Origin of the sequence: Bradyrhizobium cajani (assembly GCF_009759665.1) — a bacterium.
GTDB classification, from domain to species: domain Bacteria; phylum Pseudomonadota; class Alphaproteobacteria; order Rhizobiales; family Xanthobacteraceae; genus Bradyrhizobium; species Bradyrhizobium cajani.
The window spans coordinates 133364-157552 of sequence record NZ_WQNE01000001.1 but is presented as its reverse complement, the minus strand read 5'-3'; the positions used below and the strand labels follow the sequence as shown (position 1 = coordinate 157552).

Here is a 24189-nt window from a genome sequence, read left to right as displayed (position 1 = left end):
GCCTGCGAGGTTGACACAGCTCAACGCGCGTCCAAAGCACCTGCATATGCTGCCGCAGACCTGAGATTGGAAACGCGCGGGAATATTGAGCCATGAGCGTCGTACAGCGTCTTCCGCGAACCGAACAGCCGGTCGCACCGTCATCCGTCGATGCGGCTGGCATTGTTTCCCCAGCGCGCGCGGAACGCCTGCCTGAAAGACGGGCTCTCGATGCCCGAGCTGAATCAGATCCATATGCCATGGACCGTGCGTTTCATGCCGTGCTGGCCCGATTCACGAGCGGGATTTCGCCGGTGGCCCTGTCGCTCGCCTATCTCGATTGGGGCGCGCATTTGGCCGCGGCGCCCCAGCGGCAAATGGAGCTCGCCCGCAGCGCCCTCCGCGACACCGGCCGGCTCCTCGAAGCTGCATCGCACGCGATATCTCCGGATCAAAAGCCGTGGTCCGTGATCCAGCCGCAAAGGCGGGATCGCCGCTTCAGTGAACCGCAGTGGAAAAACGTGCCGTTCAATCTGCTCGCGCAGGCTTTTCTGCTCGGAGAGCGCTGGTGGCACGATGCTACGACGGGAGTGCGCGGTGTCTCTCGCGCCAATGAAGCCATTGTCGAATTCTCGGTCGTCAGCTGCTTGATATGCTGGCACCGTCGAATTTCGCGGTAACCAATCCGGAGGTGCTGGAAAAGGCGTTCCAGAGCGGTGGCGAGAACTTCGTGTTCGGTTGGCAGAACTGGTGCAGCGACCTGATGCAACTGCTCCCTGCCGCAAAGCCGGTAGATGACGAACAATTCGTCGTCGGCAGGACGGTTGCGGTCTCTCCCGGCAAGGTCGTCTACCGCAACGAGCTGATGGAACTGATCCAGTATCATCCGACGACCGCGAAGGTCAGGCCCGAGCCGATCCTGATCGTGTCGGCCTGGATCATGAAATATTACATCCTCGATTTGTCGCCGCAGAATTCGCTGGTCAGGTATCTCACCGGCCAAGGTTTCACCGTCTTTGCGATTTCCTGGCGTAATCCGGACTCGAAGGATCGGGAGGTTGCCTTCGAGGATTATCGAAAGCTGGGCGTCATGGCTGCACTGACGGCCATCGGCCGGATCCTGCCGGACCGAAAGATTCATGCGCTCGGCTATTGTTTGGGCGGTACGCTGCTGTCGATCGCCGCCGCAGCTATGGCGCGAGACGGCGATGATCGCTTCGGTACGATCACACTTCTTGCGGCGCAGACCGACTTTACCGAGGCGGGTGAGCTGACGCTCTTCATCAACGACAGCCAGGTCGCCTTCCTCGAAGACATTATGTGGGAGCGCGGCTATCTCGATACCACGCAGATGGCCGGCGCATTCCGGCTGTTGCGGTCCAATGATCTGATCTGGTCGCGCCTGTCGCACGACTATCTGATGGGCGAGCGGGCGCCACTTAGCGACCTGATGGTCTGGAATGCCGACGCCACGCGGCTGCCTTACCGCATGCACTCGGAATATCTGCGCAAGCTATTCCTCGACAATGATCTGGCCGAGGGCCGCTATCACGTCGATGAGAGGAACGTTTCGCTATCCGATATCCACACGCCGATGTTCGTGGTCGGCACGTTGAGGGATCACGTGGCGCCGTGGCGGTCGGTGTACAAGATACACTATCAGGTCGATGCCGATGTGACGTTCCTGTTGACCAGCGGTGGCCACAATGCCGGCGTCGTCGCACCTCCCGGTGAGGCCGGACACAGCTATCAGGTCATGACCAAGGCCGCGGATGCGCCCTATGTCGGCAGAGACGAATGGCTGAAGCTCGCGCCCCACGCGGAGGGTTCGTGGTGGCCGGAATGGAGCAAATGGCTCGAGGCGCGCTCCGGCGAGTGCTGCGATCCGCCGCAGATCGGACTTGAAGACGCTTCCGGCCTGCCCGACTCTCCGGGAGACTACGTCCACACCTAATGCATGATCCGGAAAAGTGCGCAGCGGTTTTCCGAAAGGATCATGCGCAAACAACAACCTGAAGCACGATGACGATTCATCCCAACTTCATTGCCCGTTAGTCCTCGGGCTCCGCATTCGGCGTGAGGTCGGACGAGCGGAAGGGTTTGGCTTTGTCCAGTTTCCGGTAGGCCACCGAGGCAGTCCGCAACAGCTTCTTTTCGCGCTTGCGATTGAGGAAGCGAATGCCGGCCTCGGGGCCGGCGCCGTTCAATGACGCCGCCAGCGCTTGACCTCGCGCATCGTCATTCAATTGTCCGAGCGATCGTTGTGCCTTGCGCAATTGCTTGAGGATCGACTTCTGTTTCGTCAGTGCTGCGTCGGCGAACAGGTCTGCCAGCGACTCGATCGAATAGGTCAGGCGTTTGTTGAGAAGTCGCAGCTTGTGCCGTCTGTCGACGTCGAGCTTGCTCAGCTTCCGAGCCTTCTTGAGCAGTGTCTTTTCCCACTCCGTCAGCCGTGCGGTCGCGTGGTCGGTGAGCGAGCAACGGCGCAATCTGATGGCCTCCTTGCTGCGCCTGGTGGACCATGGGCCGCTCTCGATCCAGGCGGAAATCTGCTCGACGAGACGGCGATACCGCGCGGATCGCAGCGCACGGGATAGCAGGCGATGGCTTTCGGCGCGTTTCTCGTCCCAATGGCGAAGCTCGGCAATCACGGCGAGCTCGTCGCCAGCCTCGGCGACGACCCGCTCGATCGCCACGTCGAGGTCCCGCACCATGCCGAGCTGGCTGTTCAGCCATTTCAGCTCGGTCCAGACCTTCGGTCGCAGCGCGTCGTCGACCATGGGCGAAAAGAATCGGATCGCGGTACGCAGGTGCGTGAGCGCAATCCGGATCTGATGCAGCGCGTCAGGATCGCCGAGGCAGGTGCCCTCGTGCTGGGCGAGGACGGCATCGAGGTGACGGCGGGCGATGATCCGGAACGCCGTGTCGCAGGCCATGCCGGGACTGAGGCGGCCGGGCAGGGCATTGCGCCGCGCCGCCGGCCTGGTGCGCGCGGTCGCCGTCGAGCTCGTAATGGGTCGCGACGTCCTTGCCCGCGCCAATCAGATTGCCTTACCCGCCCTCGGCGATCGCGTCCCGGCAGAGCTGGAGCGTTTGCTCTTGTGTCCCGGATGCATCGATGGTCGCCCAACCAACATGGCCTATATTATAGTGCTCTTGCAGCGCGGCAACCTCCTGCGTGGCGTCGGAAGCATCGCCACGGCGGCCGCCGATTCGCGCCTGCCGGGTCGCGAGGTCGGCGACCAGGAATAGCCCGTTGAGCGGCACGCCGCTCGCGCCGGCCAGAACGGCCAGCGCATCGCGTTCGGACTCACGTGCAAAGACGGCGTCGACGATCGCCGAATGGCCCTGCGCCAGCACCTGGCCAGCGCGCTGTATCAGCAGCTCGTAGACGTGCGCCGTGACGTCGGGCCGGTACGTAGACGGCGGCAGCCGGTTGGTGTGCCCCACCTGAAACAACTGCTTGCGAATGATGTCGCTGCGCAGCACGACAGCTCCCGGTTGTGGCGCGATCGCGGGCGCCAGTGCGCGCGCGAGGACGGATTTGCCGGTACCCGACAGCCCGCCAACCGCGATCAGGCGGGGGACGGGGGGATGGATCAAGGCCCGGGCGAGGTCGAAATACCGGCGCGCCTCATCGAGAATCCGGGGGCGGTCGGCGTCGCGCCGGTTTAGCCGCGCCAGCGTCACCTGCGCGCGGATCGCCGCGCGGATGGACATGAACAGCGGCAGAGCCGCCAGAGCGTCGAGAGTCTCGACGGCCGCCGTGATCAGATACTGATTCAGGACGACATTGGCTGCAACCGTTTGGTCGTAGTGCAGAAGGTCCATCAGCGTGAACGCGAGATCGTAGAGCACATCCACAGTTGCCATCTGTGCGTCGAACTCGATCGCATCGAACAGGACGGGCTGCTGGTCGATCAGCACGATATTGGCAAGATGTAAATCTCCGTGACAGCGGCGTACGAAACCCTGGCCGGCGCGTTCCTCAAGCGTAGCGCGGACGCGCAGGAATGCCTGATGGGAGGTTCTGCCAAGCTCCTCGACCGCCGCCGCTTCGAGGTGATCGCCCTTGCGAAGGCCGCTGCTGTTGCCGTCGATCAGGGCAGGAAAGGAGGCGATCCACGTGGCACCGTCTGCGATCGTCGCATTCGCATGCGAAGCTGCGATCGCGTCTGCGATGGCCGGGGCCAGCTCCGCGTCCAGCGGGCCGGCCTTTGCCAGGTGGTCGAGTGTCCGGCTTTCGTCGAAGCGCGACATATCGACCGCATACTCAATCGGCTGGCCGGAACCATCGATCTTCACCGATCCGTCCGGTTCTTCCGTGATCGCCACGACGCGGTGATAGATCTGCGGCGCCAGCGGCCGGTTGATCCTGATCTCTTCCTCGCAAGCGGCCTTCCGCTTATCGAGTGTCGAATAATCGAGAAACGGAAACCGCACGGCGCGCTTGACTTTCAGCGCGCGACTGCCGTCCAGGAATACCGAAGCTCCATGCGTGTCGATACGTGTCACGCCCGCGTGTCCGGCGAGCGTTTGGAAGATGCGCTCTTGGGCCGCCGCTTCATCCTTGATCCAACCTGGCATTCACAGCACCATCAGGGGGTTAGCACGGCCGCGCCCAGGATTTCGCCATTCCGCAGCATGCTCAGGACTTCGTTGGCGTGTTGGAGCGGATATGCCGTCGTCTCGGTGCGCACGCCGGCTTGCGGCGCGATCCTGAGGAAATCGAGGCCATCCTGCCGGGTTAGATTGGCGACCGAGACCAGCTGCCGTTCCTCCCAGAGCAGATCATACGGAAAGCCTGGAATGTCGGTCATGTGGATCCCGGCGCATACGACGCGGCCGCCTTTGCGGACGGCGCGCAACGCGGCCGGCACGAGTTCGCCGGCTGGTGCGTAGATGATGGCGGCGTCGAGCGGCTCGTCGGGCATTTCGTCAGAAGCTCCCGCCCAGACCGCGCCGAGACGACGTGCAAGGTCTTGCGCAGCGGTGTCGCCACGCCGCGTGAACGCATAGACAGATCGTCCCTGCCAAATCGCAACTTGTGCGATGATGTGGCCGGCAGCACCAAAGCCATAGAGGCCCAACCTCTCGGCGCGGCCGGCCAGCACCAGCGAGCGCCAGCCGATCAGCCCTGCGCATAGCAGAGGGGCAAGCTCCACGTCATTGTCGCCCTCGCCGAGTGGAAACGCGTAGCGCGCGTCGGCGATGGTATGCGTTGCGTAGCCGCCGTCGCGCGTGTAGCCGGTGAACAGCGGCGCGTCACACAGGTTTTCCATGCCTTCCCGGCAAAATCTGCACTTTCCGCAGGTGAAACCAAGCCAGGGGATGCCGACCCGGTCGCCAGGCGCATGCGTTGTAACGTTGGGACCGACCAGTTCGATCCGGCCGACGATCTCGTGGCCCGGCACGATCGGATAGCGAATACCGGGCAGCTCGGCGTCGACGACATGAAGGTCGGTCCGACATACCCCGCAAGCGCTGATCCTTACCCGGATCTGACCTTCGCCGGGCATTGGGTCAGGCCGCTCCTCCATCCGGAGCCGCGCTCGTGGGGCCGGCAACACCATCGCACGCATCAGTTTCTCCGGGGCAACCGCACCGACTGGATATCGATAGAATGGCCGAGCGGCCAGTCCTTGACTTCCATCAACGCCTGTCGCCGTCTGACCGGGCACTGTCCACGCCTTGAGCCTTGAGGAGGATCAAAGGGGCCGACAAAAGGCGGCCTATCTTGGCCGGCAAGGAGAATCCCGATGCCCATCAAGGACGTCTTTCTGCCGCTTGTCGGCCAGCCCCGCGGGTCGGCGCTCGCCGCGATCGAGAAATGCGTGGCTGTGGCAGCCGATCTCGGAGCCAGGATCACCGCGCTTGCGCTTGAGGAAGAAGAAGTCCTCGAGCGGCCGAGGGGGGTGTTCCCTGGCGATACGGATTCCGCGGGCACCAGCCGTTCGCGTGGGGCGGGCGACATGCAGCAACTCCTCAATGCCTTCACCATCGCGGCTTCCCGCGCCAACATTCGCGCCCGAAGCCGAACGGGCAAGGTGCCGCCGGAGCAGATTGCAGCGATCCTGGCCGAGCACGCCCGATTCAGCGACCTCACCCTGGTTCCCGTAAAGTCGCACGACAGCCGAACGGAGAACATTATCGAAGCCCTCTTGTTCGAATCCGGCAGGCCGCTTCTGCTCTGTCCGGAACACCTCGCGGAGGAGCTGCGGCCCGAATTCGAGAATGTGATGATCGCCTGGGATCACTCCGCGCGTGCGGCGCGGGCCGTCGGCGATGCGCTGCCGATCCTGCAGGCGGCCGCTTCGGTCCGCGTGGTGACAGTAACGGACGACGGGACCGAAGCGATCGTGCAGTCGGGAACGGCTCTGGTCGATCATTTGAAGGAACACGGTGTCCACGCCTCGTTCGAAACGGCGAAGGGCAGCGGCAGCTCGATCGGTAAGGTGCTCGGAAGCTGGGCGAGTTCCCATGCCATCGATGCGATCGTGATGGGCGCCTACCATCATTCGCGCCTGAACGAGATCGTTTGGGGCGGTGTGACAAAGACCGTCATTGGCCAGCCACCGTGCTGGGTTATGATCTCGCACTAGGCTCGCGGCCAACCTTCCGGCCTGATCTTCAACCATCGGAACCGCCGCCGACCGGCCGCATGTGCTGTCATGTCAACCTATCGCCTGAAGAATCTGCTGTCGCCGCGTTCAGTCGCACTCGTCGGGGCAAGCGCCCGTCAGGGCTCGGTGGGACGCGCCGTTCTGGAGAACATTCGCAAGGCCGAATTCAAGGGATCGTTCGGTCTCGTCAATCTGCGCCATGCCGAGATCGGCGGGGTCGCGGCGGTGAGCAATCTGGACAGGCTGGAATTCGTACCCGAACTCGTGGTCATCACCGCGCCGGCGCCCGAGGTTCCCCGCATCATCGATCAAGCCGGGCGTCGCGGCTCGGCGGGTGCGCTGATCGTCTCGGCCGGGCTCGGTCACGGACCGGGATCCCTGCATGAGGCCGCAATCGCCGCTGCCCGTCGATACGGCATGCGGCTGATAGGGCCGAACTGCCTCGGCATCATGATGCCGGGCGTCAGTCTCAATGCGAGTTTTGCCGCTCACATGCCAGGCGCGGGAAATCTCGCACTGATTTCGCAATCGGGCGCGATCGCGGCCGGCATGGTGGACTGGGCTGCTCAACGCGGCGTCGGCTTCTCCGGTATCGTCTCGATCGGCGATCAAATCGACGTCGATATTGCCGATCTGCTCGACCATTTCGCGATGGATCACAAGACCCGCGCGATCCTGCTCTACATCGAGGCCATCAAGGACGCGCGCAAGTTCATGTCGGCGGCACGCGCCGCGGCGCGCGTGAAGCCCGTCGTGGTGGTGAAGTCCGGTCGGATGGCGCAGGGTGCGAAAGCGGCTGCCACGCATACCGGCGCGCTCGCTGGCGCCGATGCCGTCTATGACGCAGCGTTCCGCCGCGCCGGCGTCCTGCGGGTCTCGGATCTGCGCGAGCTGTTCGATTGCGCCGAGACGCTCGGCCGCGTCGAATCGCCGACGGGAAAGCGCCTCGCCATCCTGACCAATGGTGGCGGCATCGGCGTCCTTGCCGTCGATCGGTTGGTCGAGCTTGGCGGAATTCCGGCAACCATCTCGGCGGACATCCGCAGGAAACTCGACGACGTACTTCCGCCGACCTGGTCCGGCGCAAATCCCGTCGACATCGTGGGCGATGCAGATGCATCGCGCTACGCCGCGGCGCTGGAGGCTCTGCTCGCTGACCCCGACAATGACGCAGTCCTTGTCCTCAACGTGCAGACGGCGATCGCTTCCGCGGCCGATATCGCCGCGACCGTGACGGAGCTCATCGGCAAATATCGCGATCAACACCGCCGATGGGCAAAGCCCGTGCTGGCCGCCTGGGTCGGAGCCGATCAGAACATCGTTCAGGCGCTCTCCGGCGCGGGCATTCCGAACTATCCGACCGAGGATGATGCGGTGCGCGGTTTCATGCATCTGGTCCGGCACCGCGAAGTGGTCGAGGAACTGAGCCAGGTTCCTCCTGCGATGCCCGATACGTTCGTGCCTGATGCAAGGGCTGCCAGGCAGATCGTCACCGCTGCGATCGCCGATGGCCGCAAATGGCTCGAGCCTGTCGAGATCAAGCATCTGCTCGAAGCCTATGACATCGCGATGGTGCCGACCTTTGCCGCGACCGATGTCGAGCAGGCGGTGGCCTATGCGAACGAGATCTTTGCACACGGCGGGACCGTCGTGCTGAAGATCATGTCGCGTGACATCGTGCACAAATCCGATGTCGGCGGCGTCGTGCTCAATCTCACGACACCGGAGGCGGTGCGTGCGGCTGCCTCCGATATTCTCGCCCGGGCGAAGAGGCTGCGGCCCGAGGCCCGCATCGGCGGCGTCATCGTGCAGGCGATGGTCGTCAAGGCTAAGGCGCGCGAGCTGATCCTGGGTCTTGCCGATGATCCGATCTTCGGCACCGTCGTCGTCTTCGGTCGGGGCGGAACGGCAGTGGAGATCATCAACGACAAGGCACTTGCGCTGCCGCCGCTCGATTTGCAGCTCGCCCGTGACCTGATCGACCGCACCCGCGTGTCACGCCTGCTTCGCGCCTATCGGGATGTGCCGGCGGTGAAGCCCGACGCCGTCGCCATGGTGCTGGTCAAGCTTGCGCAGATGGCGGCAGACATTCCCGAAATCCGCGAATTCGATATCAATCCGCTGCTGGCGGATGAAACCGGCGTGACCGCGGTCGATGCCCGCGTCGCGGTGGGACTGTCAGAGCGGAAATTCGCCGGCTCCGGCCCGGCCAATTTCGCAGTGAGGGCCTATCCGTCGCAATGGGAGCGTCGGCTCACGCTCAAGGACGGCTGGCGCATCTTCGTGCGGCCAATGCGCCCCGAGGACGAGCCGACCATCCACGAGTTCCTGCGTCACGTGACGCCTCACGACCTCCGTCTGCGGTTCTTCGCCCCGATGAAGGAGTTCACCCACGAGTTTATCGCGCGCCTCACCCAGCTCGACTATGCACGCGCGATGGCCTTCATCGCATTCGACGAGGCCACGAACGAGATGGTCGGCGTGGTCCGGCTCCATTCGGACTCGATCTACGAGAGCGGCGAATACGCCATCCTGCTGCGATCCGACCTCAAGGGCAGGGGGCTTGGTTGGGCCTTGATGCAGTTGATCATCAACTACGCGAAGTCGGAAGGGCTGAAGGTCATATCGGGCGATGTACTCCAGGAGAACACCGTGATGCTCGAGATGTGCCGGCAGCTCGGCTTCGAGGTCAAGCCGGACCCGACCGAGCCGGACATCTGCGATGTCCGGCTGAAGCTCTGAGCGTAGCGGCTACGATTGCGCTTCACGCGATGCTGCTGCGGATCCGCTGGTCGTCTTCCGCAGGTTCTTGACGATGATCGCGATCAGGGGCACCAGCACCGGCACGACCGTGCTCAGCGGATGACGGACCGCGCCTGACACCTGGGCCTGGAGCGCGCGGGCCTCGAGCTGAAGAGCTTCGATGGATGCGCCGTGAATTTCGTTGGCGAGCTCGATGTCGCGGCCAGACGGGGGACGGCCGGCGATGACGAAGAGAACCGCTGCGATGAGGAAATTGACGGCGCCGAGGATGGCCGCTGCCGCGATTGCGTTCCAGATCTGGACCAGTGCGAAATAGGCCGCCAGTTCCAGCATCAGGAGTCCGAATGCTCCGATCAGCGCTGCGAAGGCGCGCAGGCCGAGGCCAATCAGCAGATGGCGCAACCTGATGTCCGCGATGATCCTGTCGGTGCGCCACAGCACGCGCAGATGTTTGACAATGTTCTCGGTGTTCACCTAGTGCCTCCGCAGCATGAAGCCGACCACCACGCCGAGCGCGAAGGCTGAGGCGAGCGAGGCCACCGGACGCTCGGCGATGAGGCCTTGGAGTTGCTCCTGCTCGTCGCTGACTGTCTCGCCAAGCTCGGCGAGCGCGGCCTTGATCTGATCAGCCAGGGCCTCGGCCCGGTCTTTTGAACTGTCGAACATCTCCTCGCCGGCGGTGTTCAGCAGGCGCGTGACGTCGACCTTCAAGGTTTTCAGTTCCTCGCTCATCCTGTCGCTGTCGAACATGGATCTGAGATCTCCATTTGAATCGAAAGCGAACCTAGGATCCGCCGGTGCGACCGACTTGACTTGCGTCAAGAGGCCGAGCGTGATCCCGGTTGAGGCAGGTCAAACCGGCCGCCACATGCTGGCCTAGAAATACCGCCTGAATGGGGACCGATTGTCCCGATGAGGTGAAAGCGTGAACTCCGAACCGCTGTTGCTGGCAACGCCTACCGGCGATGCGCTGAAATTGCGCCCGGAAGGGCCGTGGACCGCGGCGAATGTGGCGACGCTCGAAACGCTGTCCCGCTCGGTTGGGGCCGAGGTCGATCGATCGCGGATTGTGACCCTGGACATGTCCGGCGTCAGCGCCCTCGACACGCTCGGCGCCTGGGAGCTGGAGAAATTATCGCGCAGGGCGGCATCATCCGGCAGATCAGCCGAATTCGTGGGCGTGTCCGATCATTTCAGCGGCTTGATGGAGGAAGTGCGTCAGGTCAACCGTCACACGCCGGCGCGGGCGGCTGCGACCAATCCTGTCCTGCTCAGGTTGAACGATCTCGGCAAGGCCACGATCGGCGCGCGGGAAGACATCACGATCTTTCTTCAAATGCTCGGTGCGTTGTTCATGGCCGTGATCGGCGTGCTACGGCGGCCGCGGTCGCTGCGGCTGACATCGTTGGTGTATCAGCTCTACCGGATTGGCTGGCAGGCCATTCCCATCATCGTGCTGATCACCTTTCTGATCGGTGCAATCATCGCCCAGCAAGGGTTCTTCCACTTTCGCAGGTTCGGCGCGGAGTCCTACACGGTCGATATGGTCGGCATCCTGGTGCTGCGCGAGCTCGGCGTGCTGATTGTCGCCATCATGGTCGCCGGCCGGTCGGGAAGCGCCTATACCGCCGAGCTCGGCTCGATGAAGATGCGCGAGGAGATCGACGCGCTTTCGACTATGGGCCTCGACCCGGTCGATGTCCTGATCCTGCCGCGGGTCGCCGCCCTGGTCATTGCGTTGCCGATCCTCGCTTTCATCGGATCGATCGCGGCGCTCTATGGCGGCGGCCTGGTCGCGCAGTTCTACGGCGACATGGGGCCGGCGATCTACATCGCCCGACTGCATGAGGCCATCTCCGTCACCCATTTCGAGGTGGGCATCCTCAAGGCGCCATTCATGGCGCTGGTGATCGGGATCGTTGCCTGTAGCGAGGGCTTGCGTGTGAAGGGCAGCGCCGAGTCGCTCGGACGGCAGACCACGACGTCTGTGGTCAAGTCGATCTTCCTGGTGATCGTGCTCGACGGCCTGTTCGCGATCTTCTTTGCCTCGATCGGAATGTGACGATGGACGAATCGCAACAGGAGTTCGCGATCCGCGTCCGCGATCTCGTGGTCGGCTTCGGCCGTCAGACCGTGCTCGACCATCTGTCGCTTGATGTCCGCCGCGGCGAGATCCTCGGGCTGGTCGGTGCCTCCGGCGGCGGCAAGTCGGTGTTGATGCGCACCGTCATCGGCCTCATTCCGCGCCGGAGCGGGACCATCGAGGTCATGGGCCAGCCGATTGGTGGCACACCTGACCGCGGCACGCTGGGCGCCGCCATGACATGGGGCATCCTATTCCAGCAGGGTGCGCTGTTCTCCTCGTTGACCGTCCGGCAGAACGTCCAGTTTCCGCTGCGAGAGAATCTGCTCCTGTCGCAGGAATTGATGGACGAGATCGCGATCGCCAAGCTCGAGATGGTCGGGTTGCGGGCGCAGGAGGCCGACAAATACCCGGCGGAACTGTCCGGCGGCATGACCAAGCGCGTGGCACTGGCGCGCGCGCTTGCGCTCGATCCGCCGATCCTGTTCCTGGACGAGCCGACCTCCGGCCTCGATCCGATCGCCGCCGGCGATTTCGATGCGCTGATCGGGACGCTGCAAAAGACCCTAGGCCTCACCGTGTTCATGGTCACCCATGATCTTGCGAGCCTGACCACGGTCTGCGACCGCGTCGCCGCGCTCGCCGACGGCCGGATCGTGGCGATCGGCCCAATGCGCGAACTGCTGCAATCCGAGCATCCCTGGGTGCGGGCCTACTTCCACGGCAAGCGCTCACAGATGCTGCAACACGAAATGAGATGATCCATGGAAACCCGCGCTCCCTACGTGCTGATCGGCACCTTCGTGCTGGCCGCGATCCTCGCGGTGTTCGGCTTCGTCTATTGGTTGAACAACACCGGCGGCATCGGGCCACGCACGAACTACCACGTGCAATTCCAGGGATCGGTGCCGGGCCTCCTGGTTGGCGCCGGCGTGCTGTTCAACGGCATCCGCGTCGGCGAGGTGACCCAGCTCGGACTTGCGCCTGACAATCCCCGCTTCGTCAATGCCACGATCTCGGTTGCCGCGACCACGCCGGTGCGTGCTGACACCAAGGTCGGGCTCGATTTCCAGGGCTTGACCGGCGTGCCGGTGGTGACACTGGAGGGCGGCGTGATCGTCGCCAAGTCCGGCGCCAAGCCTGGCGAGCCGCTGACCTTGATCGCCGAGGCCGGCGCAGGCCAGAGCATGACGCAGGCAGCGCGCGATGCGCTGCGGCGGGTCGACACCGTTCTGGAGGACAATTCCGGCCCATTGAAGGACACTATCGCCAATTTCAAGACTTTCTCCGACGGGCTCGCGCGCAACACCGGCAAGTTTGATGGCATTTTGGCGGGCCTGGAGAAGATGACCGGCGGCGGGACGCCGGCGCCGAAGATCACCTACGATCTGCGCGTGCCGCAGAATCTCGGACCGGCTGACAAGACGCTCTCGGCGCCGTTGGCGATTCCCGAGCCGACGGCCGTCGCGATGCTCCAGACCCAGCGCATGCTGTTCTCACCTAGCGGTGACAATCCGGGCTTTGCGGACTTCCTCTGGGCCGACAGCATTCCAAAACTGGTGCAGGCGCGGCTGATCGACAGCTTCGAGAACTACGACATCGCCCGCGCGCCCTTGCGCACGACCGATCTCGGTCAGGCCGATTATCAGCTTCTGATCGACATCAGACGCTTCCGGATCGCCACGGAGGGCGAGCCTCGGGTCGAGATCGGACTGTCGGCGAGGATCGTCGACAAGAACGGCAAGGTGATGGCCTCGCGCCTCGTCGAGACCAGCGAGAAGCTCGACAAGATTGAGCCGGCTGCGGCAGTCGCGGCATTCGATGCGGCCTTTGCTCGCATCGCGAAGGAGCTGATCGGTTGGACCGTGCAGGCGGTGTGACGGCTGGCTATTCCAGTGTCTTCAGGTAGGACAGGAGGTCGTGGATCTGGTCCGGATTGAGCTCGAAGGCGGGGATATCGGCGTGGCCGGTATAGATGCCTTCGGCCAGAGCCTCCCCCAAGGCCTCGATCGGGTAACGCTGGTGCAGGCTCCGCAGTGGTGGTGCGATCTTGAGCGGGCTCTCCGAGACGCGATCAATCGCGTGGCATCGCGCGCAATTCGCCTGCGCGAAGGCTCTACCGCGCTGTTCGGCGGTCGAGGCGGCCAGCGCGGGCGTGATCAGAAACAGGCCAATCAGACACTGGCCGAGCGCGTATTGCAGCGTGGAAGGGTGTCCCGTCGAACTGTAGGTACAGAATAGAGTGGGGAGGTGCGCCAAAATTGATCTTGGTCAATCGCCTTTGTCACAGCGCAGTAAAATGCAGGCGCGTGGCAACTCGGCCGGGGGCGGAGCTGGACCGACGCTTGGAGCGGTGATGAAGCCTTCCGTGGTCGCGATTGAGCCTAACGGGTATTTCTGTAGCGATTGTGCCGTCCGTGGATCGGCCGTTTGTTCCTCGCTGGATGCAGCAGAGCTCCGCGAGTTCGAGCACCTGGGACGCCATGTCCATTTTACAGCGGGCGAGACCGTGTTCTCCGAGGAGGACATCACGACCTCGTTCTACAACGTCCTCGATGGCGTCATGCGGCTGTACAAGCTGCTGCCCGACGGCCGGCGGCAGATCGTGGGCTTTGCGTTGCCCGGCGATTTCCTGGGGATGAATATTTCCGGCCGCCACAATTTTTCGGCCGATGCGATCGGTGCGGTGACCGTATGCCAGTTCGCAAAAGTGCCCTTCGGCCGTTTCATCGAGGACCGGCCGCAGCTGCTCAGGCGGATCAATGAGCTGGCCATTCGCGAGTTGAGCCAGGCACGCGACCACATGGTCCTGCTCGGCCGCCGCTCGGCGGACGAGAAGGTCGCGACGTTTCTGCTCGGCTGGCGCCAGCGCCTGTTGGCGCTCAGGGGATCGCTGGACACGGTCCCGCTTCCGATGAGCCGCCAGGACATTGCCGACTATCTCGGCCTGACCATCGAAACCGTCAGCCGCACCTTCACCAAGCTGGAGCGTCACGGCGCAATCGAGATCATTTATGGCGGTATCCGCCTGCTCGACCCTGCACGTGTCGAGGCCCTGGCCGCGGCCTGACAGGCCGTTCGCGACGGCTCTCGGATTCTTGATCTCGATCAATGACGCTGGCCGTCTGCCGCAAATAATTCCCCGGACAATCCGGGAGGAGCATGATGCCCATTGACGCGTTGCTGATGACCATTGTCGTCGTGGCGATCTTCGTCGGGTTCGCCGCAGCTCTGGCTTGGGCGGACCGACAGACCAGTGCAGGCCGGTTCGACCCGGATTCCAGGCGCTGAAGCTTGTGAGGCCGTAGTCCCATCTGGTATGTTAACCGCCGGCCCTGTGGGGCAGCGCTTGGCTGTTCGCCTGTGCCTTGGCGCGATAGGGAGCGAGCGCCCCCTGCAACTCTGCATCGATCCGAACGTCCCGGCGCATCCTTCGGATGCGGACTTCGAGCTTGCCACACGCCATTTTTGCGGCATTTGCGCAAAACCGTGGGCGTGCTTTCCGGTTGAAAAGCCTGATAACGTTGACTACGCAGGAACTCCAGTGCCTCGCAGTCTTAGGAGCCCCGTGTCGTGCCTCAGGACAAGACCGGCGACCCCCGACAATCGGCGGGCAATAAACTATCGGTCCTGCGCAAGCACCCGATCTTCGCGGATCTGGAGCCGGAGGCGCTGGATCAACTCTGCCGCTACGCCAAGCACACCACCGTCAAGCGCGGGGCGACGATCGCCGCCAAGGGCGATCCCGGCAACAACCTGTTCGCGGTGATCACGGGAACGGTGAAGATATCCTCTTCCGGGCCTGACGGCCGGAACGCCATCCTCAATCTCATCGGCCCAGGAGAAATCTTTGGCGAGATCGCGGTCCTCGACGGCGCTCCGCGCTCGGCCGACGCGACCGCCAACACCAATTGTGAGCTCTACATCATCGACCGCCGGGATTTCCTGCCGTTCGTGAAGAGTCAGCCGGCGCTGGCGATGAAGTTCATCGAGCTGCTCTGCGCGCGCCTGCGCTGGACCAGCCAGCAGGTCGAGCAGGTGATCCTGCAAAACCTGCCGGGCCGGCTGGCGAGTGCGCTGCTCGGTCTCACCGAGGAACGCAAGCTCGACTCCGGCAGCGGCACGCTCGCCATCACGCAGCAGGAGATCAGCGAGATGGTGGGGATGACGCGCGAGAGCATCAACAAGCAATTGCGCGCCTGGGCCGGACGCAATTGGGTTCGTCTCGAGCATGGCGCCATCGTTGTCCTCGATAACAACGCCCTGCGCGAGCTCGTCGACAGTGGCCTCGACGGCGAGTGATGCCTGAACCGGGTCTTGAAGCTCGAGCATGATCTTCCGGAAGGCGGCTTCGCACCTTTCCGGATCATCCTCTAATCGTCGATGATGGCGACGGCGCGGGTCCAGCCAGCGGATGCGCGCTCGATCTTCACCGGAAAGCACGAGACCATGAATCCGGTCGATGGCAGCTTGTCGAGATCGTGCAGCTTCTCGAGATGGCAGTAGCCGATGTGCCGTCCCGCCTTGTGGCCTTCCCAGATCAGGCCGGCGTCCCTTGTTTCCGCATATTTCCGTGCGGTGTAGACGAACGGTGCGTCCCAGCTCCAGCCGTCGGTGCCGGTCAGCCGCACGCCGCGTTCGAGCAGATACATGGTGGCTTCATAGCCCATGCCGCAACCGGAATTGACGTAGTCAGCCTGGCCGAACCTGGCGCCGGCGCTCGTGTTGACGACGACGATCTCCAGCGGCGACAGCCTGTGCCCGATGCGCTTCAGCTCCTTCTCGACGTCGTCGGCGGTCGCCACGTAGCCGTCAGCCAGATGCCGGAAATCGAGCTTCACGCCGGGCTGAAAGCACCATTCCAGAGGCACCTCGTCGATCGTCCATGACCGCTCGCCGCGGTTCATGGTCGGGTGGAAGTGCCAGGGCGCGTCGAGATGGGTGCCGTTGTGGGTCGACAGCGAGACCTGCTCCACGGCCCAGCCCTGGCCGTCCGGCAAGTCATGCGCCTTGAGCCCGTCGAAGAATTGCAGCATGCGCGGCAGGCCCTGCTGGTGATCGATATACTGGATCGTCGGATGATTGCCCGGCGGATCGGCGGTCACGTCGTTGCATAGCGGCACGGAGATATCGATCAGCTTCCGTGGCATGGGTATTCCCTCAAGTTGATCGGCTGTCCCAGGCATCTTGAAGGGCCTCCATTGGCGACGTCAAGTAACGGCTGATGACGTCGGGCCACTTCGCCGTGTCTCTCCGCAATACGAGTCGCGGCAGATCGATCGATGCAAGTCCTGCATTGATCGATGCCGGATTTGGCTTGGACAGAGAATGCCGGCCGCCCTACGGACGACAGTGGCGACATCGCGCTGATGCAGCGCGTTCGCACCGGGATGGGCGACTGTCTCGTCCGATCCTCAAGCCGCAACCAATAGCGGCCGAGCACCAAAACGAGAGGAACGTCCATGGGTACAACAAGCAGCGTCACCTCGTATCCGGCATTGGCTGACGGCGGGGGCGCTTGCGGCGGGGCGGCACGTGCCCTGCAGATCCCGCTCGAGGGGATGCACTGCCCGGGCCGAGACCATCAACCAGTCAAATCCGCTCGACACCATCGCACAATCCTACCAAGGTGGTGCGCTTGTAACGCTTGACTTCACACCCGAAGAGGAGCGACCCAAGGCGGCCGCAGCACTTGCCCGACAACGACATAATCAACTCAGGAGGAAAGCCCAGATGAAGACACTCACCGGTATCATCACAGCCGTTGCATTGGCGGTCTCAGCGCCCTTGGCGACCGCACGCGATTTCCGTTCCGCCGACGTCCACCCCGCCGATTATCCGACCGTCGAGGCGGTCAAGTTCATCGGCAAGCAGCTTGCGACGGCGAGCGGTGGCAAGCTCGGCGTGAAGGTGTTTCCCAACGGAGCCCTGGGCTCCGAGAAGGACACCATCGAGCAGCTCAAGATCGGCGCGCTCGACATGATGCGGATCAACGCATCGCCGCTCAACAACTTCGTGCCGGAAACCATCGCGTTGTGCCTGCCTTTCGTTTTCCGGGACACGCAGCACATGCGCACGGTTCTCGACGGGCCGATCGGCGATGAGATCCTGGCGGCCATGGAGCCTGCAGGACTGGTCGGCCTTGCCTATTACGACAGTGGCGCCCGGTCCATCTACACCGTCAAGGCACCGGTCAAGTCGCTCGCCGACCTCAAGGGCCTGAAGATCCGCGTCCAGCAATCCGACCTGTGGGTCGGCATGATCCAGAGCCTCGGAGCCAATCCGACGCCGATGCCGTATGGAGAGGTCTACACCGCTCTCAAGACCGGGCTGGTCGACGCTGCCGAGAACAACTGGCCCTCCTACGAGTCATCGCGCCATTTCGAGGCAGCCAAGTTCTACAACGTTACCGAGCACTCGCTGGCACCCGAAGTCCTCGTGATGTCCAAGAAGGTCTGGGATACGCTGAGCAAGGAGGATCAGGCCATGATCCGCAAGGCGGCCAAGGAATCGGTGCCCTATATGCGCAAGCTCTGGGACGAGCGTGAGCAGGCTTCCCGGAAGACCGTAGAGGCGGCCGGCGTTCAGGTCGTGACGATCGCCAACAAGGCGGAATTCGTCGATGCGATGAAGCCGGTGTACCAGAAGTTCGCCGGTGACGAGAAGCTTCAGGGCCTCGTCAAGCGTATCCAGGACACGAAGTAAGACCACAGCGTCGGGTCCGGCGTCACCAACTGGCGACACCGGACTCCTCGCAAGGAGACGCGGGAATGACAGACCCACATGTCGCGAGCCACGAGCAGGAGGCAGTCGGACGCCCGTCTACCGGCTTGCTGTCGCGGATCAATGCCGTCGTTGCGCGCGCGGGCATGTATCTGTCCGTGAGCGGACTGCTCATCATTGTCGTCGTCGTGTTCTACCAGGTGTTCGGACGCTACGTGCTCAATTCCAGCCCGACCTGGACCGAGAATCTTGCGCTGGTTCTGATCCTGTATGTCACGCTGATCGGCGCCGCCGTCGGCGTACGCGATGCAGGGCACATCGGCATGGACAGTCTGCTGGTGATGCTTCCGGACCACCTGCGAGAGAAGATCGAGCTCGTGATCCATGTCCTGGTGGCCGTGTTCGGCATTGCGATGGCCTATAATGGCTGGATCCTCGGGGCGTCGGTCGGGACCGTGAAGATCCCCAATCTCGGCCTGCCCGAGGTCGTCCGCTACGTCCCGCTGATCGCCTCCGGCGCCCTGATCGTCTCCTTTTCAATCGAGCACATCATTGCTCTCCTGCGCGGCGAAGAGGTCGTCCCCTCATGGAACTGATCATCCTCGGCGCCACTTTCTTCGGCTTCCTGATCCTCGGCGTCCCGGTCGCCTTCGCGATCGGACTCTCGGCGATCTGCACCATCCTCTACGAAGGTCTGCCGGTCGCCGTCATCTTCCAGCAGATGATGTCGGGGATGAATATCTTCTCCTTCCTCGCCATCCCGTTCTTCGTCTTCAGCGGTGAGCTGATGCTGCATGGCGGCGTCGCCGACAAGATCGTGCAGCTCGCCAAGAATCTTGTCGGACACATCCGCGGTGGGCTCGGCATGTCGAACGTGGTCGCCTGCACGCTGTTCGGCGGCGTCTCCGGCTCGCCGGTGGCCGACGTGTCGGCGATGGGCGCGGTGATGATCCCGATGATGAAAAAGGAGGGCTTCGACACCGACTACGCCGTCAACGTCACTACCCACGCTTCGCTGGTGGGCGCGCTGATGCCGACCAGTCACAACATGATCATCTATGCCCTGGCCGCCGGCGGCAAGGTATCGATCGGCGCGCTGATCGCAGCCGGCCTCCTGCCGTCGCTCGTGCTGATGACGTGCATGCTCGTCGCCGCTTACGCGGTCGCGGTGAAGCGAGGCTATCCGGCCGGCAAGTTCCCGGGCTGGGCCGAGGTGTTCCGCTCGTTCGCGTCCGCGCTGCCTGGTCTTCTGATCGTCGGCATCATCCTGGCGGGTATCCTGTCCGGCGTCTTCACGGCGACCGAATCCGCGGCCGTCGCGGTCACTTACACGATCCTGTTGACCTTCTTCATCTATCGCACCATGACTTGGCAGAACTTCCTCCGGGCCGCTGCGAAGGCCGTGAAGACGACCGGCGTGGTGCTGCTGCTGATCGGCGTCTCCACCATGTTCCAGTATCTGATGGGACTCTATGAGGTGGCCGACCTCGCCGGCGAGATGATGAGCAAGGTCTCCACGCAACCCTGGGCCGTCTTCCTGCTCATCAACATCATCCTGTTCGTGCTCGGCACGTTCATGGACATGGCGGCGACCATCCTGATCTGCACCCCGATCTTCCTGCCGATCGCGATGAAGGCGGGCATGGATCCTGTCCAGTTCGGCATGCTGATGCTGATCAACTGCGCCCTGGGGCTGAACACCCCTCCGGTCGGAACGACGCAGTTCGTCGGCTGTGCCATCGGCGGCATCTCGGTGGGGGCGGTGATGCGCACGATCCTGCCGTTCTACGCTGCCCTGATCGCTGCTCTGATGTTCGTGACTTACGTGCCCGCATTCTCGCTGTGGCTGCCCCGCCTCTTGATGGGCTACAAGGGGTAGCAGCAACAGGAGAAACCGTCCGTGACTGACTATCGCAAGCTCTTCGATCTCACCGGCAAGACCGCGGTCGTGCTCGGCGCGGCATCGGGCATCGGCAAGTCGTCGGCGGAGGCGCTGGCCGGGCTCGGCGCCAGAATCGTCTGCGCCGACCGCGCACTCGAGGCCGCTGAGGCGACCGCCGCCGGCATTCGCGACAAGGGCGGCTGGGCGGAAGCTGCTGCGTGCGACGCCGCGAGCTCTGCGGACGTCAATGCGCTCGCCAAGACCGTGATGCAGAGATTTCCGCGGCTCGACATCGCCGTGACGACGCCCGGGCTCAACATCCGCAAGACCATCCTCGACTACACCGAGGAGGACCTCGACCGCGTGCTGAACCTCAACGTCAAGGGCACGGTCTGGTTCTTTCAGGCCTTCGGCCGCATCATGGTCGAGCAGAAGGGTGGTAGCATCATCGCCTGCTCGTCGGTGCGTGCGGTGACCATCGAGCCGGGCCTTGGCGTCTACGGCTCGACCAAGGCGGCGATTGGCCTGCTGGTGAAGGGCTTTGCCTCCGAGGTCGGGCATGCCGGCGTGCGCGTCAATGCGATCGCACCGAGCATCGCCGAGACCGCGCTGACCGGCCCGTTCAAGCAGCGGCCCGACATCTACGATCTCTACGCCGGCCACACCGTCTTCAACCGTTGGAGCAGTGCCGACGAGGTCGCCACCGCCGTGGCCTATCTCGCCTCGGACGCCGCGAGCTATGTCAGCGGCAGCACGTTGTTCGTCGATGGCGGCTGGACCGCAGTCGACGGGCCGCCGACCGGCCTCACCCAATTGCACAAATAAGGCGGCCATCCGCTAACCGGCGAAGCCCACGCGCTGGCGCAGCTTCGTCCGATCTGCGCCGGTCAGCAGCGCGATCAGCGCGGCCGCTTCCTTCGGATGCGCGGCATGTGCGGTCACGGCGGCCGTGTACATCGTCACGAGCTCGCAGCCCGGCGGCAGCGATCCCGACAGAGCAATGCGCTCGGTCGCGATGATCTCGGTCGCCTGCGTGCAGCCGATCGGCCTTTGCGCGGTGGACGCTGCGAGCTCCCGCATCGCGGTTGCGCCGTTCGGAAAGATCTTCAAGCGTGACGCGACCTCGTAGGCGATGCCGAGCTGGTCCAGCACGTTGGCGACGTGTTGTCCCGCCGTTGAGGCCTTGGTATCCGGGACGAAGATTGCATCCGCCGCACGCAGGACCTCGCGCAGATCGGCTTCGGTCTTCACCGTCACCCTAGGATCATTGCTGCGGACCGCCAGCGCGGTCTCGACCCGGCCGACATCTGCGATCGAGGAGGGGACGACGAGCTTTTCCTGGGCGAGCTCGGCAACGAGGACCTCAGTCAGGATCACGAGATCGGCACGCGTTCCCGCTCGGAGCTTGTCCGCCATGATGCCAACTGCGCCGAACTCGCCGTCGATGCCAACGCTGGTCTGTGCCTTGAAGGCCTCGGTGAGGCCGCGCACCAAGCCTTGCGCCGCGCCGCCGCTCAAGATGTTCAGGGCCGTCACGATGCAAGCTCCATGGCTGCGATTATCTTGTCGCGCGTGATCGGCAGGTCGCGCACGCGCACGCCGAGGCAATCGTAGACCGCATTCGCAATCGCGGCCGTCACCGGGCCGTGGGCGGCCTCCCCGGCGCCGACCGACTCGATCTCCGGCCGTTGAATGATCTCGACATCCACCACCGGCACCTCGCTGAATCCGAGGATTGGATAGTCGGTCCAGGAGGTGGAGGTGATGCGCGTCCGGTCGAATCGAACACGTTCCTTCAGCACCCAGCTTGTCGCCTGAATCGCGCCGCCCTCGATTTGGTTGATGACACCGTCTGGATTGATGGCCTCGCCGACGTCGACCGCAAGCGTCAACCGCTTCACCCGGATGTCGTCGTCGCCCTCGATCTCGGCAATCGCTGCGCAGTAGGCTCCCATGTTTTTGTAGCGCGCAAAGCCGACACCGTGACCGATACCGGCTCGCTTCTGCGGCTTCCACCGCGCGCGGCGTGCCGCGGCGCGGATGACATCCTTCGCCCGCTCATCGCGCAGATGCCGAAGGCGGAACTCGATCGGGTCTTCGCTGCGCAGGGCGGCGATCTCGTCGAGCAAGGATTCGATGGCGAACACGTTGCCTTGCGCGCCGAGCGTCCGCAGCGCCGAGGTTCGCACCGGCATGGTCAGGAGCCGGTGGCTGGTGATCGTCCAGGCTGGAAAATCATAGAGCGGCACGGAGTTGCGGTCACCCCCGCCGCCATTGGCGGGCGCCGGATTCGTCGAGATCATCCGGGGATAGGGATTTGCGATCTCGGTTGCGGCAAGCAAAGCCGGCTGCGTCGCGCGTCCCGGCCGTGCCGCATGGCCGTTGCTCCAGATCGCGTGGCGCCAGCCGGTGATCTCGTCGTCCGCATCGAGATCGGCTTCGATCTCGATGGCCATCGCCGCACCAAACGGCGCGTGGGACATCTCGTCGTGGCGCGACCATTGCACCCGCACCGGCCGATCGCCAGCAGCCTTTGCCAACAGCACCGCATCGAGCGCGACGTCATCGGCTGCGTTGTGTCCGTAGCAGCCCGCACCCTCCATGTGCTCGACGACGATGTCTTCGGCCGGCAGCTTGAGCACGATCGCGAGATCGGCGCGCAGCAGATAGACGCCCTGGCTGTGCGTCCAGACGTGCACGCGATCACCGTCCCATTGCGCCATGGCGCAGGATGGTGCGATCGAGCCGTGTGCGATGTAGGGGCGGGTATATTGCCTGCGAAGGGTACGCGCGGCTTTCTGTGTCGTCGCCGTTCGGGTGTCGATGACGGTGGTCTCGACCGGCTGGCTCCTTAGGAAGCCTGCGAGATCATCTTCATCGGGAAGCGCTTCGCCGGCGGACCATGTCGCGGTCTTGCGCAAGATTTTCAGTGCGGCTTCCGCCGCTGCCTCGCTATCGGCGACCACGCCGGCAAAACTACCCTCGCGGACGATCGCGACAAGGCCGGAGACGGCGCGTGCGTCCGTTTCGTCGAGCGCAATCAGCTTTGCGCCCGAGACGTCCGGCCGCAATACGCGACCGTGCAGCTGGCCCGGCAGTGCACGGTCGTGGATGAAACGCGGTCGCGCGAACACCTTGTCGGGAATGTCCACGCGCTGGATGGAATGTCCAGCAACGGCCCGCTCGGCCGCGCTCTTCGCTGTGGCGCCCGCGGTGGCGTCGTGGTCGAGTGAGACGTCGCCAGCGAGCTCCCAATAGCTGGTCCTGACATTGCCGGGACCCGAGATCGTGCCGTCCTCGACGCTGAGCAGTGACGCATCGACGCCGAGACGCTCCGATGCTGCGGCGAGGAACCGCTGGCGCACCTCGGCGCAGGCGTGGCGCAGGGCGCGGCCGGATTGCTGGATCGAAAGGCTGCCGGAGGTGACGCCTTCGTTCGGGCTGGTCGCGGTCGAGGCGCGGATCATCTCGATCCTGGTGATCTCGACGTCGAGTTCATCCGCGGCGACCTGGGCCAGGGCGGTGACGATACCTTGGCCGATTTCGACCTTGCCGGGCGAGATTGCCACACGGCCTTTGCCCGGGAAGTTCACCCAGGATGACAGTCTTGGATTGGCGGCCAGGCTGACCGGCAGTTTCGGGGCAGGGGATGCCGCAGTCATGACGCTGCTATCTCCGACGCGGCCCGCAACACCGCGCGGACGATGCGGTTGTGCGATCCGCAGCGGCACAGATTGCGATCGAGCGCCGCTCTGACCTCAGCCTCCGTCGGCGATGGATTGCGCTTCAGCAGCGCCGCGGCGCTGATCAGGATTCCCGAGACGCAATAGCCGCATTGCATCGCCTGCTCGGTGATGAAGGCGCGTTGCAGCGGGTGCGGCTGCTCTGCCGTGCCGAGGCCTTCGAGCGTGACGACGTCTTTGCCGGCGACCGACCACATCGGCATGTCGCAGGACGCCACTGCGCGGTCGCCGACCATGACATAACAGGCACCGCACTCACCGGCGCCGCAGCCGAAATGGACCCCGGTGACACCAAGCCGACCGCGCAGCACGTCGAGCAACATCTGATCCGGATCGGCGTCCACGGCAGTTGCCGCGCCGTTGAGCTGGAATTGAACGTTGGGCATGATCGCT

The 24189-nt window shown here is 63.9% G+C and carries 22 protein-coding genes and 1 pseudogene; 13 read left to right on the top strand and 10 right to left on the bottom strand.

The window, feature by feature from the left end; all coding sequences use genetic code 11:
• Nucleotides 1–239 precede the first annotated feature (239 nt).
• Nucleotides 240–1933, top strand: a pseudogene (locus GPL20_RS00675) (PHA/PHB synthase family protein).
• A 97-nt stretch (nucleotides 1934–2030) separates the two neighbouring features.
• On the opposite strand, the gene GPL20_RS00670 reads toward GPL20_RS00675, so the two are convergent.
• Genes GPL20_RS00670 through GPL20_RS00660 form a run of 3 tightly spaced genes read right to left on the bottom strand, consistent with a single transcriptional unit; the run spans nucleotide 2031 to nucleotide 5561 of the window.
• A complete protein-coding gene (locus tag GPL20_RS00670) occupies nucleotides 2031–3020 on the bottom strand; it encodes a CHAD domain-containing protein (RefSeq protein WP_157326885.1) in 990 nt (329 codons plus the stop codon).
• Nucleotides 3021–3030: 10 nt separating this feature from the next.
• A complete protein-coding gene (locus tag GPL20_RS00665; RefSeq protein ID WP_157326884.1) occupies nucleotides 3031–4566 on the bottom strand; it encodes a bifunctional aminoglycoside phosphotransferase/ATP-binding protein in 1536 nt (511 codons plus the stop codon).
• An 11-nt stretch (nucleotides 4567–4577) separates the two neighbouring features.
• Nucleotides 4578–5561, bottom strand: coding sequence for a zinc-dependent alcohol dehydrogenase family protein (locus GPL20_RS00660; protein WP_157326883.1), 984 nt, complete (start codon nucleotides 5559–5561; stop codon nucleotides 4578–4580).
• A gap of 177 nt (nucleotides 5562–5738) precedes the next feature.
• Here GPL20_RS00660 and GPL20_RS00655 point away from each other — a divergent pair, with 177 nt between their 5' ends.
• On the top strand, nucleotides 5739–6581 hold the full coding sequence (locus tag GPL20_RS00655; protein ID WP_157326882.1) for a universal stress protein: 843 nt from the start codon (nucleotides 5739–5741) through the stop codon (nucleotides 6579–6581).
• Between the two features lie 69 nt (nucleotides 6582–6650).
• Entirely contained in the window at nucleotides 6651–9344 is a 2694-nt protein-coding gene (locus tag GPL20_RS00650) for a bifunctional acetate--CoA ligase family protein/GNAT family N-acetyltransferase (protein ID WP_157326881.1), read from the top strand.
• Between the two features lie 9 nt (nucleotides 9345–9353).
• Here the strand turns inward: GPL20_RS00650 and GPL20_RS00645 are convergent, their stop codons facing one another.
• Together GPL20_RS00645 and GPL20_RS00640 are read right to left on the bottom strand one after the other, a co-directional pair.
• Nucleotides 9354–9839, bottom strand: coding sequence for a phage holin family protein (locus tag GPL20_RS00645; RefSeq protein WP_254124975.1), 486 nt, complete (start codon nucleotides 9837–9839; stop codon nucleotides 9354–9356).
• Nucleotides 9840–10115 (bottom strand): hypothetical protein, encoded by a 276-nt coding sequence (locus GPL20_RS00640; protein ID WP_157326880.1) that lies wholly within the window; start codon nucleotides 10113–10115, stop codon nucleotides 9840–9842.
• 175 nt (nucleotides 10116–10290) lie between these two features.
• On the opposite strand from GPL20_RS00640, the gene GPL20_RS00635 reads away from it, so the two are divergent.
• Genes GPL20_RS00635 through GPL20_RS00625 form a run of 3 tightly spaced genes read left to right on the top strand, consistent with a single transcriptional unit; the run spans nucleotide 10291 to nucleotide 13328 of the window.
• Nucleotides 10291–11427 carry an ABC transporter permease gene (locus tag GPL20_RS00635; protein WP_254124973.1) on the top strand — a complete coding sequence of 379 codons (1137 nt, stop codon included), beginning with the start codon at nucleotides 10291–10293 and terminating at the stop codon, nucleotides 11425–11427.
• Nucleotides 11428–11429: 2 nt separating this feature from the next.
• Nucleotides 11430–12209: an ABC transporter ATP-binding protein gene (locus GPL20_RS00630; protein ID WP_157326879.1), complete on the top strand. Its 780-nt coding sequence runs from the start codon at nucleotides 11430–11432 to the stop codon at nucleotides 12207–12209.
• A gap of 3 nt (nucleotides 12210–12212) precedes the next feature.
• Nucleotides 12213–13328, top strand: a complete 1116-nt coding sequence (locus tag GPL20_RS00625; RefSeq protein WP_157326878.1) for an ABC-type transport auxiliary lipoprotein family protein — start codon at nucleotides 12213–12215, stop codon at nucleotides 13326–13328.
• 7 nt (nucleotides 13329–13335) lie between these two features.
• On the opposite strand, the gene GPL20_RS00620 is transcribed toward GPL20_RS00625, so the two are convergent.
• Entirely contained in the window at nucleotides 13336–13650 is a 315-nt protein-coding gene (locus GPL20_RS00620; RefSeq protein WP_157327402.1) for a c-type cytochrome, read from the bottom strand.
• A gap of 154 nt (nucleotides 13651–13804) precedes the next feature.
• Here GPL20_RS00620 and GPL20_RS00615 point away from each other — a divergent pair, with 154 nt between their 5' ends.
• From GPL20_RS00615 to GPL20_RS00610, 3 genes are all read left to right on the top strand, one after another.
• A complete protein-coding gene (locus GPL20_RS00615; RefSeq protein ID WP_157326877.1) occupies nucleotides 13805–14518 on the top strand; it encodes a Crp/Fnr family transcriptional regulator in 714 nt (237 codons plus the stop codon).
• 92 nt (nucleotides 14519–14610) lie between these two features.
• A complete protein-coding gene (locus tag GPL20_RS39895; protein WP_256557339.1) occupies nucleotides 14611–14739 on the top strand; it encodes a hypothetical protein in 129 nt (42 codons plus the stop codon).
• A gap of 282 nt (nucleotides 14740–15021) precedes the next feature.
• Nucleotides 15022–15750: a Crp/Fnr family transcriptional regulator gene (locus GPL20_RS00610; protein ID WP_212433274.1), complete on the top strand. Its 729-nt coding sequence runs from the start codon at nucleotides 15022–15024 to the stop codon at nucleotides 15748–15750.
• 71 nt (nucleotides 15751–15821) lie between these two features.
• Here the strand turns inward: GPL20_RS00610 and GPL20_RS00605 are convergent, their stop codons facing one another.
• Nucleotides 15822–16598 (bottom strand): cyclase family protein, encoded by a 777-nt coding sequence (locus tag GPL20_RS00605; RefSeq protein ID WP_157326876.1) that lies wholly within the window; start codon nucleotides 16596–16598, stop codon nucleotides 15822–15824.
• A gap of 583 nt (nucleotides 16599–17181) precedes the next feature.
• On the opposite strand from GPL20_RS00605, the gene GPL20_RS00600 reads away from it, so the two are divergent.
• The 4 genes from GPL20_RS00600 to GPL20_RS00585 all read left to right on the top strand — a co-directional run bounded on the left by GPL20_RS00600 (nucleotide 17182) and on the right by GPL20_RS00585 (nucleotide 20878).
• Nucleotides 17182–18153 carry a TRAP transporter substrate-binding protein gene (locus GPL20_RS00600; protein ID WP_157326875.1) on the top strand — a complete coding sequence of 324 codons (972 nt, stop codon included), beginning with the start codon at nucleotides 17182–17184 and terminating at the stop codon, nucleotides 18151–18153.
• Nucleotides 18154–18218: 65 nt separating this feature from the next.
• On the top strand, nucleotides 18219–18767 hold the full coding sequence (locus GPL20_RS00595; RefSeq protein ID WP_157326874.1) for a TRAP transporter small permease: 549 nt from the start codon (nucleotides 18219–18221) through the stop codon (nucleotides 18765–18767).
• Entirely contained in the window at nucleotides 18758–20050 is a 1293-nt protein-coding gene (locus tag GPL20_RS00590) for a TRAP transporter large permease (RefSeq protein ID WP_157326873.1), read from the top strand. Before GPL20_RS00595 ends, GPL20_RS00590 begins: the two co-directional genes overlap by 10 nt.
• 21 nt (nucleotides 20051–20071) lie before the next feature.
• Nucleotides 20072–20878 carry an SDR family NAD(P)-dependent oxidoreductase gene (locus GPL20_RS00585; protein ID WP_254124971.1) on the top strand — a complete coding sequence of 269 codons (807 nt, stop codon included), beginning with the start codon at nucleotides 20072–20074 and terminating at the stop codon, nucleotides 20876–20878.
• 12 nt (nucleotides 20879–20890) lie between these two features.
• On the opposite strand, the gene GPL20_RS00580 is transcribed toward GPL20_RS00585, so the two are convergent.
• From GPL20_RS00580 to GPL20_RS00570, 3 genes are read right to left on the bottom strand one after another with little or no spacing between them, the layout of a single operon-like run.
• Nucleotides 20891–21589, bottom strand: coding sequence for a molybdate ABC transporter substrate-binding protein (locus tag GPL20_RS00580; protein WP_254124969.1), 699 nt, complete (start codon nucleotides 21587–21589; stop codon nucleotides 20891–20893).
• Nucleotides 21586–23715: a xanthine dehydrogenase family protein molybdopterin-binding subunit gene (locus tag GPL20_RS00575; RefSeq protein WP_157326872.1), complete on the bottom strand. Its 2130-nt coding sequence runs from the start codon at nucleotides 23713–23715 to the stop codon at nucleotides 21586–21588. The genes GPL20_RS00580 and GPL20_RS00575 overlap by 4 nt, the downstream gene beginning before the upstream one ends.
• The gene (locus tag GPL20_RS00570; protein ID WP_157326871.1) at nucleotides 23712–24182 is read right to left on the bottom strand and encodes a (2Fe-2S)-binding protein; all 471 of its coding nucleotides are present in this window, start codon (nucleotides 24180–24182) and stop codon (nucleotides 23712–23714) included. The genes GPL20_RS00575 and GPL20_RS00570 overlap by 4 nt, the downstream gene beginning before the upstream one ends.
• Nucleotides 24183–24189: the final 7 nt, after the last annotated feature.